10 protein-coding genes are annotated in these 19,248 nt (G+C 74.2%); 5 read left to right on the forward strand and 5 right to left on the reverse strand.

Annotated features, from left to right (window positions below; translation table 11 throughout):
• Positions 1-107 precede the first annotated feature (107 nt).
• The 5 genes from ADL29_RS34795 to ADL29_RS34815 all read left to right on the forward strand — a co-directional run bounded on the left by ADL29_RS34795 (position 108) and on the right by ADL29_RS34815 (position 7,141).
• Positions 108-1,226: an ATP-binding protein gene (locus ADL29_RS34795; RefSeq protein ID WP_053927513.1), complete on the forward strand. Its 1,119-nt coding sequence runs from the start codon at positions 108-110 to the stop codon at positions 1,224-1,226.
• Positions 1,223-3,718, forward strand: coding sequence for a DUF5682 family protein (locus ADL29_RS34800; RefSeq protein WP_053927514.1), 2,496 nt, complete (start codon positions 1,223-1,225; stop codon positions 3,716-3,718). Before ADL29_RS34795 ends, ADL29_RS34800 begins: the two co-directional genes overlap by 4 nt.
• A gap of 53 nt (positions 3,719-3,771) precedes the next feature.
• Entirely contained in the window at positions 3,772-4,956 is a 1,185-nt protein-coding gene (locus ADL29_RS34805; protein WP_053927635.1) for a VWA domain-containing protein, read from the forward strand.
• Positions 4,957-5,099: 143 nt separating this feature from the next.
• The gene (locus ADL29_RS34810; protein WP_157878653.1) at positions 5,100-5,939 is read left to right on the forward strand and encodes a hypothetical protein; all 840 of its coding nucleotides are present in this window, start codon (positions 5,100-5,102) and stop codon (positions 5,937-5,939) included.
• A 92-nt stretch (positions 5,940-6,031) separates the two neighbouring features.
• On the forward strand, positions 6,032-7,141 hold the full coding sequence (locus tag ADL29_RS34815) for a hypothetical protein (RefSeq protein WP_053927516.1): 1,110 nt from the start codon (positions 6,032-6,034) through the stop codon (positions 7,139-7,141).
• A gap of 214 nt (positions 7,142-7,355) precedes the next feature.
• Here ADL29_RS34815 and ADL29_RS34820 read toward each other — a convergent pair whose 3' ends face one another.
• From ADL29_RS34820 to ADL29_RS34840, 5 genes are all read right to left on the reverse strand, one after another.
• Entirely contained in the window at positions 7,356-8,315 is a 960-nt protein-coding gene (locus tag ADL29_RS34820; protein ID WP_053927517.1) for a peptidoglycan-binding protein, read from the reverse strand.
• Positions 8,315-10,006 (reverse strand): DUF6519 domain-containing protein, encoded by a 1,692-nt coding sequence (locus ADL29_RS34825; RefSeq protein WP_053927518.1) that lies wholly within the window; start codon positions 10,004-10,006, stop codon positions 8,315-8,317. The genes ADL29_RS34820 and ADL29_RS34825 overlap by 1 nt, the downstream gene beginning before the upstream one ends.
• A gap of 81 nt (positions 10,007-10,087) precedes the next feature.
• On the reverse strand, positions 10,088-12,271 hold the full coding sequence (locus ADL29_RS34830) for a hypothetical protein (RefSeq protein WP_053927519.1): 2,184 nt from the start codon (positions 12,269-12,271) through the stop codon (positions 10,088-10,090).
• Entirely contained in the window at positions 12,268-16,044 is a 3,777-nt protein-coding gene (locus ADL29_RS34835; protein WP_053927520.1) for a putative baseplate assembly protein, read from the reverse strand. Before ADL29_RS34835 ends, ADL29_RS34830 begins: the two co-directional genes overlap by 4 nt.
• Positions 16,041-19,247: a putative baseplate assembly protein gene (locus ADL29_RS34840; RefSeq protein ID WP_245689758.1), complete on the reverse strand. Its 3,207-nt coding sequence runs from the start codon at positions 19,245-19,247 to the stop codon at positions 16,041-16,043. The genes ADL29_RS34835 and ADL29_RS34840 overlap by 4 nt, the downstream gene beginning before the upstream one ends.
• Between the last annotated feature and the right edge of the window lies 1 nt (position 19,248).

The following is a 19,248-nucleotide window of genomic DNA, read 5'->3' on the forward strand; positions in this document are numbered from 1 at the left end:
GGCGTTGTCAGTGGTCTGGTGCAGGCTTGTTCTCCAGCAGGCGGCCGGTGCGGATTCCGCGGCGTGCCGCAGGCGTTGCCACGGCATTTCTGCGACGAGGGGGAGCCATGTCGGCCAAGTCCGAGACCAGCACCACGACAGCGAACGACCAGGCGCTGCGGCCGCACGCGGAGGACACCTTCGCGCACGAACTCAAGGCCCTCGCCGCGGCCGACGACCGGCCGCGGCCCGAGCGCTGGCGGCTCTCGCCGTGGGCGGTCGCCACCTACCTGCTCGGCGGCACGCTCGCCGACGGCACGGTCATCACACCCAAATACGTGGGCCCGCGGCGGATCGTCGAGGTCGCCGTGACCACCCTCGCCACGGACCGCGCACTGCTGCTGCTCGGCGTCCCCGGCACCGCCAAGACCTGGGTGTCCGAGCATCTGGCGGCGGCGGTCAGCGGCGACTCCACCCTGCTGGTCCAGGGCACCGCCGGCACCCCCGAAGAGGCGATCCGCTACGGCTGGAACTACGCCCAGCTGCTCGCCAACGGCCCCAGCCGCGAGGCGCTGGTGCCCAGCCCCGTGATGCGGGCGATGGCACAGGGCATGACCGCGCGGGTCGAGGAGCTCACCCGCATCCCGGCCGACGTCCAGGACACCCTCATCACCGTCCTGTCGGAGAAGACCCTCCCCATCCCGGAGCTGGGACAGGAGGTGCAGGCCGTCCGCGGCTTCAATCTGATTGCCACGGCCAACGACCGCGACCGCGGCGTCAACGACCTCTCCAGCGCGCTGCGCCGCCGCTTCAACACCGTGGTGCTGCCGCTGCCCGCGACACCGGACGAAGAGGTGGACATCGTCTCGCGGCGGGTCGAGCAGATAGGGCGTTCGCTGGATCTGCCGGCCGGCCCGGAGGGCATGGACGAGATCCGCCGGGTCGTCACGGTCTTCCGCGAACTGCGCGACGGCGTCACCGCCGACGGCCGGACCAAGGTCAAGTCGCCGTCCGGCACGCTGTCGACGGCGGAGGCCATCTCGGTGGTGACCAACGGCCTGGCGCTGGCCGCGCACTTCGGGGACGGCGTGCTCCGCCCCGGCGACGTGGCCGCGGGCATCCTGGGCGCGGTCGTCCGCGATCCGGCCGCCGACCGGGTCGTATGGCAGGAGTATCTGGAGGCCGTGGTGCGCGAGCGCGCCGGCTGGAAGGACTTCTACCGCGCCTGCCGCGAGGTGAGCGCATGACCACCAGGAGCACGGGGGAGCCGGTGCTGCTCGGCGTGCGGCACCACGGTCCCGGCTCGGCCCGCGCGGTGCGGGCCGCGCTGGAGCAGGCCGCGCCCGATGCGGTGCTGATCGAGGGCCCGCCGGAGGCGGACGAGCTGCTGCCGCTGGCCCTGCACAAGGACATGCGGCCACCGGTGGCGCTGCTCGCCCATGTGCTGGACGACCCCGGGCGCGCGGCGTTCTGGCCGCTGGCCGAGTTCTCCCCGGAGTGGGTGGCGCTGCGCTGGGCGCTCGAGCGCGAGGTCCCGGTCCGCTTCATCGATCTGCCCGCAGCGCACTCCCTGGCCATGACGGCGGAGGAGGAGAAGACGGAGGAGGAGAAGACGGAGGAGGGGAAGACGGAGGGGGGGAAGACGGAGGGGGGGAAGACGGAGGGGGAGAAGGCCGAGCGGGAGGCTGATGAGGCCGAGGCCCCCGATGTCCGGATCGACCCCCTCGGCGTCCTGGCCAGAACCGCCGGTTACGACGACCCCGAGCGCTGGTGGGAGGACGTCGTCGAGCACCGCGGGGCCGGGAGCGGGGAGGGCGCGGACGCCCTGGCCCCGTTCGCGGCGCTGGCGGAGGCGATGGGCGCGCTGCGCGAGGCGTACGGCGACGGCGGCCACGACCGGGATCCGGTGCGCGAGGCCCATATGCGGCTCCGGCTGCGCGACGCACGGCGGGAGTTCGGCGACAACATCGCCGTGGTGTGCGGGGCCTGGCACGTCCCGGCGCTGGCCCGCCGCAGCACCGTGACCGCCGACCGGCAGCTGCTCAAGGGGCTGCCCAAGGTGAAGGCGGCGGTGACCTGGGTGCCGTGGACCCACCGCCGGCTCTCCCGGCGCAGCGGCTACGGCGCCGGAATCGCCTCGCCCGGCTGGTACGGCCATCTCTTCAGCTCCCCCGACCGCCCCGTCGAACGCTGGATGACCAAGGTCGCCGGGGTGCTGCGGGACGAGGACTACGCCGTGTCGTCGGCGCATGTCATCGAGGCGGTGCGGCTCGCCGAGGGGCTGGCCACGGTGCGCGGTCGCCCGCTGGCGGGGCTCACAGAGGCCGATGACGCGATCCGGGCCGTCATGGGCGACGGCTCCGACGCCCCGTCCCTGCTGATCCACGACCGGCTGGTGGTCGGGGAGTTGCTGGGCGAGGTGCCCGAGGACGCCCCCGCGGTGCCGTTGCAGCGGGATCTCGCCCGCAGCCAGCGGACGCTGCGCCTCAAGCCGCAGGCGCTGGAACGGGAACTGGAGCTGGACCTGCGCAAGGAGACCGACGCCGGACGCAGCCGCCTGCTGCACCGGCTGCGGCTGCTCGGCATCCCCTGGGGCGAGCCCACCCGCTCTCGGGGCAGCACCGGCACCTTCCGGGAGACCTGGCTGCTGCGCTGGGAGCCCGAGCTGTCGGTGCGGGTCGCCGAGGCCGGTATCTGGGGCACCACCGTCCTGTCGGCGGCCACTGCCAAGGCGGCGTCCGAGGCGGTCGGTGCGGCCTCGCTCGCCGAGGTGACGGCGCTCGCCGAGCAGTGCCTGCTCGCCGAACTCCCCGACGCCCTCCCGGTGGTGATGCGTGCCCTGTCCGACCGCGCGGCGCTGGACGCGGACGTGGGCCATCTCGCGCAGGCGCTGCCCGCCCTCGTCCGCTCCGTGCGATACGGCGATGTGCGCGGCACGGACGGCGCGGTGCTGCGCGATGTGGCGCTGGGCCTGGCCGAGCGGGTCTTCGTCGGACTGCCGCCGGCCTGCACCGGGCTGGACGACGACGGCGCCGCGGAGATGCGCGGCCATCTCGACGCCACCCATCAGGCCGTCGGCCTGCTCGGCCAGCTCGAGGCCGGCGCCCGGCCCGAGGACGGGACACCGGAGCTGCGGTCCCGGTGGGCCGGGGTGCTGCGGGCGCTGAGCAGACGGGACGACGCCGTCCCCGGCCTGATCCGCGGCCGGGCCGCGCGACTCCTCCTGGACGACGGCCAGTTGGACGACGGGGAAGCCGAGCGGCTGATGGGCCTCGCCCTCTCGCCGGGCACCCCGCCCGCCGACGCCGCCGGATGGATCGAGGGCTTCGTCGGCGGCGGGGACGGCGGCATGCTGCTGGTCCACGACGAACGGCTGCTCGCACTGGTCGACGGCTGGCTGACGAGCGTGCCGGACGCCGCGTTCACGGACGTGCTGCCGCTGCTGCGCCGCACCTTCGCCGAGTACGAGTCCGGGGTGCGGCGCACCCTGGGCGAGCTGGTCCGGCGCGGGCCCGCGGCCACCACCCGCGATCCGGCCGGCGGGGCCAGCGGGACCAGTGAGGCCGGTGGGACCGGTGGGGAAGCCGCCGCCCCCGGCTTCGGTCCCGGCCTGGACCGCGACCGGGCCGCGGCCGTACTCCCCACGCTGCGCCTGCTGCTGGGGACGGACCAGGACGGCGACCCGGCCCGCCCCACCGCCCGACGACCGGATTCCGACCTCACGGGGGCACGCCCATGACCACGACGACGCCCGATCCCGCAGCGTCCGATCCCGCAGCGTCCGATCCCGCGATGCCCGGCCCGGCGGCCGCCGAGGCCGAGCGTCTGCGCCGCTGGCGGCTGGTGCTCGGAGGCGGTGCGGCGGACGGCACCGGATGCGAGCTGCGGGGCCGGGATGCCGCGATGGACGGGGCACTTGCCTCGCTCTACGGCCACGGCAGCAGCGGCAAGAGCGGCAAGGGGGCCGACGGCGGCCGGCGTTCGGCCGGGCTCGGCGCCTCGGCCCCCTCCGTGGCCCGCTGGCTCGGCGACATCCGTACGTACTTCCCCTCCTCCGTCGTGCAGGTGATGCAGCGCGACGCCATCGACCGGCTCGGCCTGAACTCCCTCCTGCTGGAACCGGAGATGCTCGAGGCCGTGGAGCCGGACGTGCATCTGGTGGGCACCCTGCTCTCGCTCAACAGGGTCATGCCGGAGACCACCAAGGAGACCGCGCGGGCCGTGGTCCGCAAGGTCGTCGAGCAGCTGGAGAAGCGGCTGGCGACCCGCACCCGCGCCACCCTCACCGGTGCGCTGGACCGCTCCGCGCGGATCAACCGCCCCCGTCACCGCGACATCGACTGGGACCGCACCATCCGGGCGAACCTCAAGAACTACCTCCCCGAGTACCGCACGGTCGTGCCCGAGCGGCTGATCGGCTACGGCCGGGCCGCCCAGTCCGTGAAGAAGGAAGTGGTGCTCTGCATCGACCAGTCCGGTTCGATGGCCGCCTCGGTCGTCTACGCCTCGGTGTTCGGCGCCGTACTGGCCTCGATGCGGGCCATCGACACCCGCCTGGTCGTCTTCGACACCGCCGTGGTCGATCTGACGGACCAGCTGGAAGACCCGGTCGATGTCCTCTTCGGCACCCAGCTCGGCGGCGGCACGGACATCAACCGCGCGCTCGCCTACTGCCAGTCCCGGATCACCCGCCCCGCCGAGACCGTCGTCGTCCTGATCAGCGACCTCTACGAGGGCGGCATCCGCGACGAGATGCTCAAGCGGGTCGCCGCGATGAAGGCGGCCGGGGTGCAGTTCGTGACGCTGCTCGCGCTCTCCGACGAAGGGGCGCCGGCCTACGACCGGGAGCATGCCGCGGCGCTGGCGGCCCTGGGCGCACCGGCGTTCGCGTGCACGCCGGACCTCTTCCCGGAGGTGATGGCCGCCGCCATCGAGAAACGACCGCTGCCCATACCGGACATGGCGGAGCAACGGTGACAGGACCACCTGGGGGACTTGCCAGACACCTGGCTGTTCGTGCAAGGATCAACCCATCGCTCGATCGCCCGCGACGAGAGTGACACCGGCCACGCGCGCCCGCGCGTTCCGGGTGTCCCCGTCCGTATGGGAAGGTCCCCTTCTTGTCTGCTGTGTTCGCCCTGCCTGCCGCCGTGCGCCTGCCGCGCACGGTGGCCGTGCGGCGTGCGCTGCTGGCGGGGCTCTTCCTGGTGGCCTTCGCCGCTCTCGGCTTCCTCTTCGGTCCCGGCGCACACGCCGCCGACCGTACGGGCACGCAGCCCGTGTCCAGGGAAGCCGCGCTGGCCGCCCCGCACGGGGCGGCGGAAGGGCTGTCCGGCTCCGAGGGCGAGTTCGCCCAGGAGGGCAAGGCGGCAGGCGAACGGTTCAACCGGCGCAGTGACGACGCCTCCACGGCGGTCACCGAGGCCGTACGGCCCGCCGCCGAGCGGCTCGCTCCGGTCACCGACCCGGTCACCCGGCCGGTGACCGGCGTCGTACAGGAGGTCGGCTCCACCGTCGGCGTCACGCCGCCCGTGCGGCTGCCCTCCGGTGAGCACACGGGACGGCCCGGCGACGGCACCGCCCCGGAGCACGGCAAGCGGCAGCACGGCGACCGGCCGGCCGGATCGCGGACCGTCGGCCAGGCCGATGCCGCCTCCGCCGCCACGCCGCACCCGGCGCACTGCACCGGCGGCCTGCACCGGGCCTCCCAGCACCCCCGTCCCGCCCTGCACCAGCAGCGGAACCAGGGACATCACGGCCTGCCGGGACAGTTCCCGCAGGGCCCCGTGGCGCCCGCCTCGCAGAGCGCGGGCGACGGCCACGGCCCCCGTGGCGGGGATCTGCACGCCGCCACCCCGGCACCCTTCACGCCGTTCCGGCTGCTGCCCGGTGGCGTCCGTACCGCCGATGGCGCCCCGACGCGCCGCCGTGCCGAAGACATCCTCGAATTCCCCGGCTAGGGCAGACCGCTCCGCGTCTGTACCACCGACCTGCCGCGCGGGGGCGAGACAGGTCTGCCCTACCACTCCTGAATTCGAAGGACTTCACCACCATGCGCTCGAACATTCGTCGTTCCATCGTCGTTGCCGCCGCTGCCACGGGCCTGTGGGCCCTGGGCTCCGTGGCCGCCAACGCCGCCGAGCTGCCGGCGACCCCGGACCTGGGCACGGTGACCGACACGAAGAGCCTGCCCACCGGCGACGTGACCGGCACCGTGACCAAGACCGTCAACGGCGTCACCACCACCGCCAAGACCACGGTCGGCGGCGCGGCCGGCAAGGCGAAGCTGCCGCAGCTCGGTGACGTGAGCGGCGCCGCGGACGGCGCGAAGAAGCTGCTGGGCGGCGCCGGTCTGCCGGACGTCAACGCCGGTGACCTGCAGAAGAAGGCCGATGTCAAGAAGGCGGAGAAGGCCGCCAAGAAGGCCGCGAAGAAGGCCAAGAAGGCCGCCAAGGGCGCCAAGCTCCCCCACGTCGCGCTGCCCGCCGTCCCGAACCTGCCCGGCACCCCGAACCTGCCCGGCGCCCCGTCGCTGCCCGCCACCCCGGGTGTCCCCGCCGCCGACGTCGACGGCCTGACCAAGGGTCTGCCCAAGGCTCCCGCGCTGCCCAAGGCCCCCGGCTCGGTCGACAACCTGCTGGCCGCCCTCGCCGGTGCCGGTCTGCGTCCCGAGCAGCTGACCAGCCAGGCTCAGGCCGCCCTGGCCGCCGCCCGTCCGACCGTCGACAACACCGCCGCCGATGTGCTGCCGCCCGTCGCCCAGCGCGCCGTCGTCAAGATCGTGCCGGTCGCCCAGAACGCCGTCGGCAACACCGGCCTGCTCGCCACCGACGCGGCCGGCAAGGCGAAGCCGTTCGCGGCCTCGATCGGCAGCCGTGCGCAGGTGCTCGTGGCGGGCGTGACCGCCCAGGCGACGCCGTTCGCGCAGGGTGTGGCGACCGACGCCAAGCCGTTCGCGCAGGGCCTGGTCACCGTCGTCGTGGCGGACGGTCGCAAGACCGCCGCTGACGCCGCCGCCGGTGCGCAGGGCCTGGCCCCGGTCAAGGCCGTCCCGGCCGTGCCCGCCGACCTGACCGACGCCGCCAACATCCCGGCCGTGCCGGCCGTTCCCGCCGTCCCGGCGGCGCCGGCCGTGCCGCACCTGCCCGTCCAGGGCATCTGATCCCCTCCGGCCGGTGACCCCGGCCGGCAGGTAGCCCCGGCCGTCCGTTTCGGCGGAGACGGACAGCCGGGCCGGGCCACGCCGGATCATCTCCGGCGCCCATGAACGGCCGGGCGGTTCTCTGTGGGGGAGAGCCGCCCGGCTTTTTTCTGTGCGAAGGCCCATCAACGAAGGCCCATCAACGAAGGCCCATCAACGAAAACCCTTCAACTGCCTATGAGTTGGGTACCCGCAGCCGTTCCCAGCTGGCCTTCCCCGGCACCCCGTCCGCATCCTTGCCCGAGAACCCGAGCTTGCGCTGCCAGGCGGCGTACGACTTGCGGTGGGCCTCGTTCCAGTCCGGGCCGGGCCGCCCGCTCCGGTAGTGGCCGCAGCCTTCGGCGATCAGGCGCTCGCCCATCGCCGCGATCACCGCACTGCGTTCGCCCGAGCGGAAGAAGCCGCTGCCGGGGAACGGTTCGTACGGCGGGTACTCCGGCTTCGGCGGCACCGGCCGGCCGCCGGACCCGTCGCCGCCCGCGCCGCCGCCTGCGTTGCCGCCCGTGTCCCCGCCGCCCCCGCCCCCCGGCGGCCCCTCCGGATCCATCGCCAGCCGCCGCCTGATCCGTTCCCGCATGCCGTCCATCGTGAATCCGCGCGGATCGACCTTCCCCGGCTGCCACTCCTTGTGGCCGATCACCGAGCGCTCGCTCCACCGGTGCGCCCGGCAGAGCGCCGCCGCGACCTTCTCGATCGCCCGCTTCTGCTCCTCCGGCCAGGGGTCGCCGCCGTTGCCGAGGTTGATGCACTCGAAGCCGTAGAAGTGCCGGTTGCCGTCGGCGTCGGCGGCGTCGTCCCGGGGCAGTGGCGTCTCGTCGATGACCGCCTGCAGTACATCGCGGTCGCCGAGCCCGGCGTGATTGGCCCGGCCGTTGCCGACGAGATGCACCTCGCCCTGCTTGTCGATCACGCCGTGGCACAGCGGCCCCGGCAGATCGGCATGGCCGTCGTAACACAGATCCACGGAGGCCTCGGTGCCCTGGGTGACGGTGTGATGGATCATCACTCCGTGCACCGGCCCCCACCGGCCCTTGGTATTCCGGTTGTGCCGACGCCAGTTGCGCACCTCGTGGACGACCAGCCCCTCGTCGCGCAGCGCTTTGAGCAGCTGGGACGCGGTCAGCGGGGTGGCCATCAGCCCACACCCCCCGCTTCGCCCGGCCCGCCGTCCGCCGCGCCGTCCGCCCTGTCGACCGCCGCCTCGGCCGCGGCGGTCGTCTGCGACCTGCTCGCGGGGGGCGCGGCCGGACCGCCCTGCGTTCCGAGGCCGCCGGGCTCGCCGGTCTCGCCATACGTTTCCTCGTCCCGCGCCTGTTCCTCGGCCGCCACCGCCGCATCGTCCGCCGCCGGGATGTCCGCCGCCAGCGGCCGGAACGCCAGCCGCAGATCGGGCACCGTCTGCTCGCCGTGCACCCAGGCCAGCGGCGCGAAGTGCACGGCGATCCCGGCCGGGTGCCGGAGCAGCGGCCGCCGGGCCGCGTCCGTCGGCCACTCCACGCTCCCGGTGGCCGTACGGGCCGGGATCAGCCAGTAGTCGCCGGTGCGGTAGCTGCCGCCCGCCGCGAAGTACACCTCGACGCCGTCCTCCAGCGGCAGCCAGCCGCCTTCCTCGACCGGCAGCGCACCGTGCCTGAGCCGCCCGTCCCTGCCGCCCCGCCGGACCGTCTGCCGGGCGCCGCCCTCGCGGTGGTCCCAGCGCCGCAGATACGGATGCAGCTCGGGCCGCCGCCCGGCACCCCCCGCGGGCTCGTCCGAGAGGCGCACCCGCCGCCCGGGCAGATCCAGCTCCTCGACCCGCAGCAGCGGCAGCGCCTCGCCCCGGCTCGTAGCGGCGGTGTCCACGAACTCGACCCGGTCGCCGACGTTCAGATCCAGCTTGTCGTCACCGCCGAGGGTCGCCAACTCGACCCAGGTGCCGTCCAGTTCATCGACGGGGAAGGTGACGGACCCGTTCTCCCGGGACCATTTGAAGGTGGCGGTCTTCGCGTCGCCGCCGTCGTGCACCTCGACCCGGTAGAGCTGGTTCTCCGGGCCCCGGTACCGCGCGTCCGGCCTGACCAGGCAGGGGTCGTCGTCCGCGTGGTCCGGCCGCTCGCTGCGCGCCGCGAGCCGGGAGCGGGGGGCGGACTGCTGCTGCGCCCACGTGTCGAACGCCTTGCGGATCTCGGAGACCGGCGGGTTGTCGCCCTCCAGCCCGAGCGCCGTGCCCGGCAGCGGCAGCACCTGCCACACCACCTTGGTGCGCGCCGCGGTGTCCGGCAGCGCGGATCCCAGCGCGACCTCGCGCAGCGCCGGGTCCTCCGCCGCGGTGACCAGGCGCTCCCACACCTTCAGATAGGCCAGATACGGGAACTCGCTGGGCAGCCGGTCCTCGGGGCGCTCCGGATCGCGGAAGCCGTCGGGCTGGTCCCAGTACGTCCAGGTGGCGGGCGGGGCGTCCGGCTCGGCCGCCGCCTCGGCGTCGTGCTCCCCCGCTTCGCCCTGTTCGCTCCGTTCCTCTCCGGCTGCTCCCGCCGCGGAAACCGCCTCTCCGGGCTGCGGCCGGGTCGCATCGAGCAGGATGCCGTCCACGTAGTAGCGGCCGCCGCCGATGATCAGGTCGTCCAGTGTGCCGCTGCTGCCCTTCAGGTCGATCTTGAAGCCGTTGGCGTCGCTCGGCCCGCCGTGCCGCCCGATCAGATCGGCGGCGAGCGTACGGGCCTGGAACAGCTGGATCGCGGTCTGCTCATTGGCGTCGGCGTCCAGCTGGACGCGGCCCTGCTGGGCGACCACGCCGGAGTAGTGCCGCTCCGGGCGGTGGGTGAGGCGCGAGAGATCAGCGTGCATGGAAGAAGTCCCCCTCGTTCGGGATGCTCATCGGGTCGGGAGTCGGACGGGCAGGGCCGGGCATCGCCACGGTCGGCGGGCTCATGTCACGAACACGATCCCCGCGTCGGTCCCGGCCGGGGTGTACTCCGCGAGCCGGGCCCGCAGACTGTCCTCACGCTGCGGCTGATAGAGGTCGTGATACGCGCCCATCTCCGCGCCGTCCTCCGCACCGCGCCGGATCTCCTCGGCGCAGCCCGCCGCCAACTGCCCGTACCAGGGCGTCCCGTAGCGCTCGCCGCGCAGCAGCGGCCGCACACGCGCCGCGTCCGCGGGCCCTGCCAGGTCCGGTTGGCAGCGGTGGCGGCGCGGGGTGCGCGAGCCCGGCGGTACGTAACTGAAGCGCAGACAGCCGATGCCGCGCCGGGCGACATGCATCCGACCGGTGAAGATGCTGTTCTCGGCCAGCTGTACGGCGTGGGCGTGCACTTCACCGATGACGGTGGTCCGGTGTGCGTACAGCACCGCATGCGCATGCCGGCAGTCGGGAGCCGACAGCGCCTCGCGGTCGTGACCGGTGGCGTCCAGGACCGAGTCGCGGAGGTGGATCGCCAGCGGGTCCTCGCCCACCTCGTCGCCGATGACCTCGATCGTGCCCAGGACCGTCCGGTCGATCTCCACGCAGGCGGTCGTCCGGTCCAGCACCAGGCTCGGCTCCTCGGGGGAGTGCGGAGCGCACTCCGGCTCCAGCGACCAGCCCGGCACCAGGGTGCAGTGCCGCAGCACGAGGGAGCCCATCGGCCCGGTGACATTGAGCCCGCGGCCGGTCACCAGCATCCCGTCCAGCACCATCCGCGGCCGCTCGCCGGACGGGCAAGCGGCGTCCCTGGCACGGATGTTGAGTGCGTCCGGCCGGTTGCTGTACCAGTCCAGCAGCCGGATGACCGGCCGGGTGCCCTCGGCGGCGCGCAGCTCCAGCCGGTCCCCGGGGTCCAGATCGAAGTCCAGCTGCTCCTGATAGGCGCCGCTGTGGGTGATCTCGATGATGCCGTCGGGTCCGCACCGCCCGGCGCGGCGGTCGTGCTGCCACGCCCCGTACGCATCCATGATCCGCTGGTGGGCCTGGCCGGGCCCGACCCGGTAGACGGCGGCATCGCGCGAGGTCTCGCGCTCCCGCGGATACTCCCCGCCGCCGAGCTCGTCGCCGAACCCGTAGTGGTAGTCCACCCATACGCCCTGCCGGGGCGCGGACCGCGCCCCGAAGGCGAGGCGCCCCAGCTCCGGATCCACCGCCACCTGCCCCCGCTTGGGCCGGTAGCGCCAGTCGCTCAGATCCGCGACGACGAGGTCGGCCGGCGGCACCGGAACGTCCTCGCCGTCCCGCCGGATGGTGAAGCTCTTGCCCGGCCCGTAGTAGTCCGCGAGCCGGTCGTGCAGCTGCCGGCGGCGGATCGCGGCCGGGACGTTGTCGATCGTCGCGATATGTGTGGCGGACGGCTCCGGCTCCGGGCGGGTCACCAGCGGGGTGTCATTGCCCAGGAGGGAGAAGGTGTAGAGGTTGCGGGCCCGGTCGATGCAGTACGCGGGCGCCCGGGTCACCGAGTACGGCTTCAGCCGCCAGACGAACAGCCCGACCCCGGCCGGGGTGTAACCCCCTTGTGTGCGAGGAGAGTTGACGCGGCGTACGTCCGCCGATCGCGCCACCGTGCCGAAGGGCCCGCCGGCCAGATCCAGCGCGGCGCCGTCCCGGACGTCCACCAGGCGGCCCCGGGCGGCCCGCCGCGCGTTCACCGCGGCCGTCCCCGACCCGTACAGCTTCACCGGCTGCCGGTGTGCCACCAGCCGGGAGAACTCCACCGCCCGCGCGGGCCATCCCGTCACCGACGCCGACAACTCCTCCAGCAGGGCCAGGGTGCCCTTGCGCCGCCGGTAGCCGACCGTCGCCGCCACATCGCGGCGGGGCGCCAGCGCCTCGGCCAGCCGCCGCCGCGAGGAGTCCGGCAGCCCGCCGTCCCGCAGCCCGGTGGCCAGCACCCGCTCGTACCCGGGCAGCGGGCGATAGCCCACCAGATCCCCGATGTACGGCAGCACCCACTCGGCGGCGCTCTCCACGAACCAGTCCTCGTACTGCTGGGCGACCCCGTCGCGTACCCGGTCGACCTGTTCGGCGATCACGGCCAGCAGCGCCCGCAGGGGCTCGCCGTTCGCGGGGTCCTCGGAATCGCGCAGCCGGTGCCACTGCGGAAGCAGCTCCGCGAGCCCGTCCGGCTCCCTTGTCGTACTCATCGGGTCACCTCCGTGAGGATCAGCGTGTCCGCGACCGCCGGCGAGAACAGCGCCAGCTGGGCCGGGCGGATACCGCGGAAGACGCACACCGCGCGGCCCTTCTCCAGGGGCCGGGTGTCGGTGATGCCGGGGTTGAGGCGGAGCAGTTCGGCGAGCGGAATGCCGTAGCGGGCGGCGATGGCGGTGAGCGTCTCCCCGTCCTTCTCCGTCACCTCGTGGACGTGTTCGTCGTACATGGCGAGCCGGGCGGGGACGGACGACGGCACAGGGCCGTCGAGCCGCTCGGCCAGCCGGGCGAGTCCGGCCGGGGTGACGGAGGCCGGGACCCCGGTGAAGGCGTCCACGTCCACATAGTCCACACCGGGGACGGACTGTGCGGTCGCCAGCACCTCGGACAGCCGGGCCGGCTGCCCCAACTCCCGTCCGTCGAAGCCGAGTTGACGCAGCAGGGCCGCCCGCACCCGTGGCTCGACCAGCGCCCACGAGTAATCCGGCGCCACCTTCACCTTCGCCATGAGCAGCAGCAGAACCGGCTCCCGTACGTCCACCCGCACCGGCAGCCGGGAGTCCCCGTACTCGGCGAGCGAGGCGCGCAGCGCCCGCAGCACCTCGGCATCCGGCGCGATCGGGATGTCGTCCACCCCGGCCACCGTCAGATGCAGGACCCGGCGCCGCCCGTCGTACAGCTCGCGCGCCGCCGCCCGGCCGATGCCCGCCCGCGACCGGGCGAAGTCCTCGTAGTCCGGCAGCGACACCAGCCGGTCCAGCGCGGAGACCGCCAGCGGCACGGTGCGGCGGGTCAGCCCCGGCCCGTCCGCGTCGGCACCCCCCGTGGCGGGCTGCGGATTGGTGACCGCGGTGACGCCCAGCGGCCGGGTGACGGCCTGGGTGATCCGGTCCGCCGCGACATTGGCGGCCCAGCCGGTGCCGAAGCGGTAACGGGCGCGCACATTGTCGTGGCCGGTCGGCAGCCGGGCGCCGTGCACCCCGTCCCCGAAGGTCACCGTCGCCCTGCCGTCCCCCGCCACGCCCAGCACATACACCCGCTCCCGCGGACCGCGCCCGGCCAGGCTGTCCACCGCATGCCACAGCAGACCGTCGACCCGCACCTGAAGCTCCGGTGCCGCGCCCAGCGGACTGTGGTCCGGCAGCCAGGTCAGCGGCGACTGCCAGAGCGCGAACGTCTGGTTCGCCCGTGCGCTGTCCCCGCTGCCGATCGCCTCGTCCCGGCTCTCGCCCTGCGTGGCGGCCACGACGTTGCCCTGGATGCGGACGCTGTCCCGGCGGTAGCGGTAGGCGAGGTCCGCGGTCAGGGTGAGCGTGGTGTGGACATGGTCGCCCGGCAGATGGGGATCCAGCCGCTGGTCCACCGCCGCGATCACGGCCAGCTCGGTGGCCCGGAGTCCCGCCGACCCCGGGACGCCCGGAATATCGGTGCGTTCACCGGAGACGATCAGATGCCGTCCGGGCCGCAACCCGTCGTACAGCCCGGCCAGTTCGATCTCGTTGCCGTGGACGTCCTCCCCCAGCGGCTCGTCCGCCATCCGCAGCGGCTGCCCGCCCGCATGCACGGTGGTGTCGCGGATCGCGGAGAGCACCACATCGTGCTCGTCCAGCCAGGGGTCGGCCAGGGTCAGTTCGGTGCCCCGCCCGGTGATCCCGAAGGAGGTGTAGGCGGCGGTGCGCACCGCCGTCACCCGGGTGGTCACGAACGCCAGCTTCTTGTCGCCCGGGATGCCGTCGTTGCCGCCCGCGCCCTTACGGGGCCGCTGGACGACGACCCAGCTGCCGACCGTGATGCCGTCCTGGACCGAATCCAGCGGCAGCACAGAGCGGTTGGCGGGCGCCGGGACCGTCGCGATGCCGATCTCCACGGCGGGCGGCTCGCTGCCCGGCGTCCGGCGCACCGTGATCTCGTACTCGCCGTGCCGGATCTGGTCCTGGTCGCCCGGCCGGAGATGCCAGGACTTCGGCCGGCCGTTGTTCACCGCCACCTCGATCCGTCCCGACTCGTCCGGGCGGGCCGCGAACAGGGTGCGCTCGGGCAGCCCGGCCAGCAGCCGCGCGGTGACACCGGACTCCTGCGAGTCGGCGGGGCGGCGGCCGAGCCAGCTCAGATCGTGGTCCTGGCCGGTGCGGGTGGACAGTTCGACCCGCCCGGGACCGAGGTCGAAGGGCTCGTCGGACGGCAGATTGACGGTGTGCTGGACCGTCCGGCCGGTCTCGATGTGCTCGAACTCCGCCTTCACGGGGACCTTGCCCGCCGTGTCGTACACGATCCGCATGCTGGTCAGCACGCCGCCGGTCAGCGGCCAGTCGGCCTGCCGGATCACCCGGCCCTGCTCGTCCTGTACGGGCTTGAGCGGCGCATTCGCCCCGAACGGCGCGGCCGTCACCCGCATCGCCAGCAGCTCGCGCAGCGCGGCGGGCACCTCGGGCGCCGCCTGCCGCCACGCCGCGTACATCCCGTCCGCGAGCCGCGGGTCCAGGGCGGACAGCAGCCGCGCGGTCAGGTCCGAGCCCGGGCCGAAGAGACGGCCTGGGGTGCGGGAGGCCGCCCCGGTGCCGGACGGGGGGCGGACGACGCTGGTACGGAGGGCGGGGAGCACGGCGGCCAGGGCGCTCAGGGCGGGGGAGCCGGTGCGGTCCGGCCCGTGCGGCGCGCCGGACACCGCAGGCACCCGATCCAGGTCACCGGCCCGCTCCCGGAGTTCCCCGACCACCGCCGCCAGCTCCTCGAACCAGGCCGCGACCGCCTCGTACGGCGCGGCCAGCACCTGCGCCTCCGCCAGCCGCTCATGCGGACCGGCCAGCCGCGCGGCGAAGGCGGCGGGTGTGGTGAGGGCGCCCAGGTCCTTGCGCAGCGGCGCCAGCACCTGGCCGTCGAAGGTCTCGATCAGCTTGCTGACCGGGCGGGGGTTGGGCGTCTCGGGCGTCGGCCCCGGCGGATAATCCGGATCGTCCGGATCGCCCGCGCCCTCCGGTTCGGTGATCCACTGCCGCAGCTCGTCCACCAGCTCCTTGAGGGTGGGCGGTGCGGACTGCGGCAGCCCGATCGCGGTGAGGTCCTCGTCCCGGTCGATGCGGACCGTGGCCACCGGCAGCAGCAACTGCTTGCTGCCGAAGTCGAAAAGCAGCTGGTCACCGGTCCCCAGCTGGGTGGACGTCCCGGAGACGAACAGCTCCGACCGCTTGGCCAGATCCTCGGGGACCAGCAGCGACGGCCGCCGTCGGCGGACCTTCAGCAGATTCCAGTCCCAGCGCGCGGTCAGATCCTCGCTCGTCTCGAAGGTCTGCGACTCCTCCCCGGTGGCCGCCGGCACGCTGTGGCTGCGCGCGCCGCGCGGGATCACCACCGGCAGGTCCTTGGCGCGCGGGTCCTTGTCGAGGGTGTACGCGAGGTATGTGTCGGCGGCGACCCCGGGCCGCGGCCGGTGCCCGACCAGCCGCCCGAGCAGCGCCAGCGACCGGTGTTCGTTCGCCGTCCGCAGATATCCCTCGTCCGCGATCCGCTCACTGTGGAAGGTCAGTGCGTCGCCGAGCACCGCCCAGGCGTCCAGCAGCCCGATCGCCGGGTCGTCCGGGGTCCGCACCGTCAGGCCGCGCAGCGCCGGATAGGCGGGCGAGGCGAGCCGGTCCAGCATTCCGGCAAGGAATGAGGCGTGGTCGCCGACGCGGTAGGCCAGGGCCGTACGTCCCGGCGGGTTGTAGAGGGCGTCGGGGGCGCGGCGCTCGTCGCTGCCCCCGCATCCGCATCCGCAGGTGCTGCTCATCGGGCACCCCCGGCTTCTCCGTACGGGCCGGCCTCGATGGCCAGCCGGCCGTTCTCCGGACGCTCCGGGTCGTTGTCGCACCCGGCGATCTCCAGCGGGCCGAGCCGCAGCACACCGTCCTCCAGTTCTCCGTTGTCCTCGTGGAAGAGCCGTCGCAGCCGGGTCACCCGCACGCCCGCCACGCCCGGCACCGCGGCGGCCACCGCCACCAGACGGCTCAGCCGGACCGGTTCGCCGAAGGTCAGCGCGTCCGGGTGGAAGAAGCCGAGACCGCCGCCGGGGAGCCGGCGGTTGCCGAGCACCCGGCTCAACTCCGCCAGAATCCGGCCGAGTTGATGGCCGGGTGTGGCGCAGACCTCCAGCGCGATGTCCAGCGGCACCGTCCGGGCCGGCACGACGACCAGGTCGTGCCCGGTCCGCCGGTAGCCCTCCAGCGCGTACGCGACCGCATCCAGCAGCTGCGGCGTCGGCTCACCGGTCCCCGCCGCATCGACGGCCACATGCGCCTCCTGGACGCTGCCGGTCCAGCGGATCTCCGCCGCCGCGCGCTGTACGCCGGGGAGCGCGGAGGCCAGCTCCGCGTAGTCCTGGGCGGTCACGGCCCGCAGCCGGGTGCGCTTGAGGTCGAGCGGGGCGAGCTGGCGTACCTGCTCGACGGGCTCGGGCCCGGTGCCGCCGGTCGCGGGGAGGGGGTTGCGGACACCGGCGACGGGCAGCGGCGCGGCGGCCTCCGAGGCTTCCGGGGCCCGGCTGAGCACCAGGTGGTTGATGGCCTCGGCGCCGACGTTGCCGGACGTGCCGCCGCCGATGCGGTAGTGCAGGGTCAGCCGGCTGCCGGGCGCCGGACGGGCGCCGTACCGGCCGTCCCCGAACCGCAGCGCGATCCGCCCGTCGTCCCCCAGCTCGCCGACGAAGTGCCGGTCGCGGGGGCCGCTGCGGAGCAGGTCGCGGCGCGGGGTCCAGGTCCGGTCGCCGTCCTGGAGCCGTACGGCGGGCAGGGCCGCCCGCGGATCGGGGACGAGACCGGCGGCCGGGCCGTGCAGCACCGGCTCGTCGGGATGCAGCCCCGCCGCATACGCCGGGCCCCAGCTGTGCGCGATCTCCCAGGCGATGTGCCCGTCGAGGACCGTACCCGCGCGGGCCCGCGCGGTCAGCACGTCCAGCCTGCGCAGCTTGGCGTCCAGCAGCCGGTCGCCGCGGTGCAGCAGCTCCCGCAGGGCCCGTACGGGATGGCGGCGCAGCTCCAGCCGCTCCAGGACCTTGAGCCCGAAGACCACCGCCAGCTCGGCGATCTCCTCCTCCGCCAGCCCGTCGTGGTCCCGGGCGCTGCGCCACAGCTCCACCAGGCGCGCCCGCACCTGCTCCCGGATGCCCGCCAGCCGGCCGGCCTGCCCGGCGGCCACCCGGTCGGGCTGCGGGAAGGGGACGGTCTGGGCGACGGGGGAGCGGTGCAGCACGGGACGGAAGCGCGGGGCGATACCCGGGTAGACGGACTGGGCGAGCAGCGTGCGCAGCGCCTCGGCCTGCGCATACGCCGTACCGGGTACGACCCTCTCGCGCCGCTGCCCGGCCAGTTCCAGGCCCAGCCCGGCCCGTACGGTCGCCTCCTCGCCGACGGCGGTGAACAGCTCGCGGATGTCGTCCGGTGTGAGGGTCTCGTGACAACCGGTCTTGTCCAGAAGGGCGTTGAGGGTGCGGGCCGTGCCGTTCCCGCCGTCCTTCCGGTCCCCGCAGCCGAAGACCGGGGGCTCGCAGGACGGGAGAACGGCGGGAACGGGCGGGACGGTGACGGTCTCCGGGACGCCGTCCCCGGCGGTCAGCGACCGGCCGTGGTCGACCAGGACGACATTGCCGCGGGCCACGCTCACGTCCTCGACGGGGGCGCAGTCCGTACCGCCCCGGGTGGACAGGCAGAGCGGGAAGGCGAGCGCGTCCTCCGGCGCCCAGGTGACCTCCAGCACCGGCTGCCCGTCGAGCCGGTCGACGGCCGGGGTGACGGAGGTGAGGCGGACCGGCTGCCGGTGCGTGGGGTCCTGGTCGCCGGGCGTTCCCGTACGCGGCCCCTTGACCTCCTCGAAGAGCAGCAGGTCACCGGGGTTCAGCCGGAGCGCACGGGTCTCGCAGGCCTCGTCCGCCCACGCGTCCCGCAGCGTCGCACCGGTGGCCCCCTTCGGCAGGACACAGACCTCGTCGCCCCAGGTCCACAGCCGGATGGCGTTGTGCTCGGGCCGCAGCGCGAGCGGCGCGCCGGTGACCGGCTCGAAGACCTCCACCGTGCCGCGCTCGTCCAGTACGGCCAGATCCCGGTCGTCGATGACGGTCCCGGTCTCCGGCCGGTCCCGCGGGCCGTACGTCCTGCCGTCCACGGCGGCGAAGCGGAACTCGCCCGGCAGCAGCGTCAGTTCCGCCACGACCTCGAGTGAGACGAAGGCGCGGGCGCTGCACCCGTCATGCATCGGATAGTCGATCAGCCGCACATGGCGGCGTACCGAAACCCGTCGCCGCGCCGTGTCGAGATAGGCCTCCGCGGCGACCGCGTCCTGCTGACAGCTGATCTGGTCGGCGGTGTGGGCGAGCAGCTCGACCAGCGTCATCCCCAGGTCGGCGGGGTTCCGCTCGGTCCAGTCGGGGGTGGTCAGCCGCATCCGGTCCAGGACGGCCTGGCGGAGCGTGTCGTAGTCGCGCGCGGTGTAGTCGACGACCGGGGAGGGGACCGCGGGACCGGCCTGGAACGTCTCCGGGCGCCCGCCGCCCGCCACCGCGTCGTCCCCGCAGTCGAACGGGCTGGGACAGTCGACCCGGAACACGAAATCCGCACCGTGATACCGCTGGTCGAACCCCTCGTACGGTTCGGTGCCGGGCCGCCCGTAGGGATCGGTGGTGACGACCGACAGCCGGTACCGGGACGTGTCGCCGGTGCGGTCCAGCACGACATGCAGCCGGTCGTCGAGCTCGGGGTCCTCCTCCCGCTCGACGGAGATCTCCACCGCCTCGAGACCGGTGCTCCGGCGCCCGCCGTCGATCCGGATGTTCTCCGGCCGCAGCCCGTGCGGCGCCTTGCCGAGAAAGGTGACCGTCAGCGTCACCCCGTCGTCCGCGGCCTCGACCGCGTCGATGCCGTTCAGCCGCGCCGCCCTGATCCGGCCCCGCCGCCGGTCCGTGCGGCACAGCAACTCACCCGCACCGCCGCCTCGCTGCTCCACC

It is taken from the genome of Streptomyces chattanoogensis, from assembly GCF_001294335.1.
Lineage (GTDB): Bacteria > Actinomycetota > Actinomycetes > Streptomycetales > Streptomycetaceae > Streptomyces > Streptomyces chattanoogensis.

Excerpts from the sequence above, each read along its gene's own strand:
- ADL29_RS34800 (WP_053927514.1), top strand. The coding sequence starts at position 1,223 with ATGACCACCAGGAGCACGGGGGAGCCGGTGCTGCTCGGCGTGCGGCAC.
- ADL29_RS34835 (WP_053927520.1), bottom strand. The coding sequence starts at position 16,044 with ATGAGCAGCACCTGCGGATGCGGATGCGGGGGCAGCGACGAGCGCCGC.
- ADL29_RS34805 (WP_053927635.1), top strand. The coding sequence starts at position 3,772 with ATGCCCGGCCCGGCGGCCGCCGAGGCCGAGCGTCTGCGCCGCTGGCGG.
- ADL29_RS34795 (WP_053927513.1), top strand. The coding sequence starts at position 108 with ATGTCGGCCAAGTCCGAGACCAGCACCACGACAGCGAACGACCAGGCG.
- ADL29_RS34830 (WP_053927519.1), bottom strand. The coding sequence starts at position 12,271 with ATGAGTACGACAAGGGAGCCGGACGGGCTCGCGGAGCTGCTTCCGCAG.
- ADL29_RS34820 (WP_053927517.1), bottom strand. The coding sequence starts at position 8,315 with ATGGCCACCCCGCTGACCGCGTCCCAGCTGCTCAAAGCGCTGCGCGAC.
- ADL29_RS34815 (WP_053927516.1), top strand. The coding sequence starts at position 6,032 with ATGCGCTCGAACATTCGTCGTTCCATCGTCGTTGCCGCCGCTGCCACG.
- ADL29_RS34825 (WP_053927518.1), bottom strand. The coding sequence starts at position 10,006 with ATGCACGCTGATCTCTCGCGCCTCACCCACCGCCCGGAGCGGCACTAC.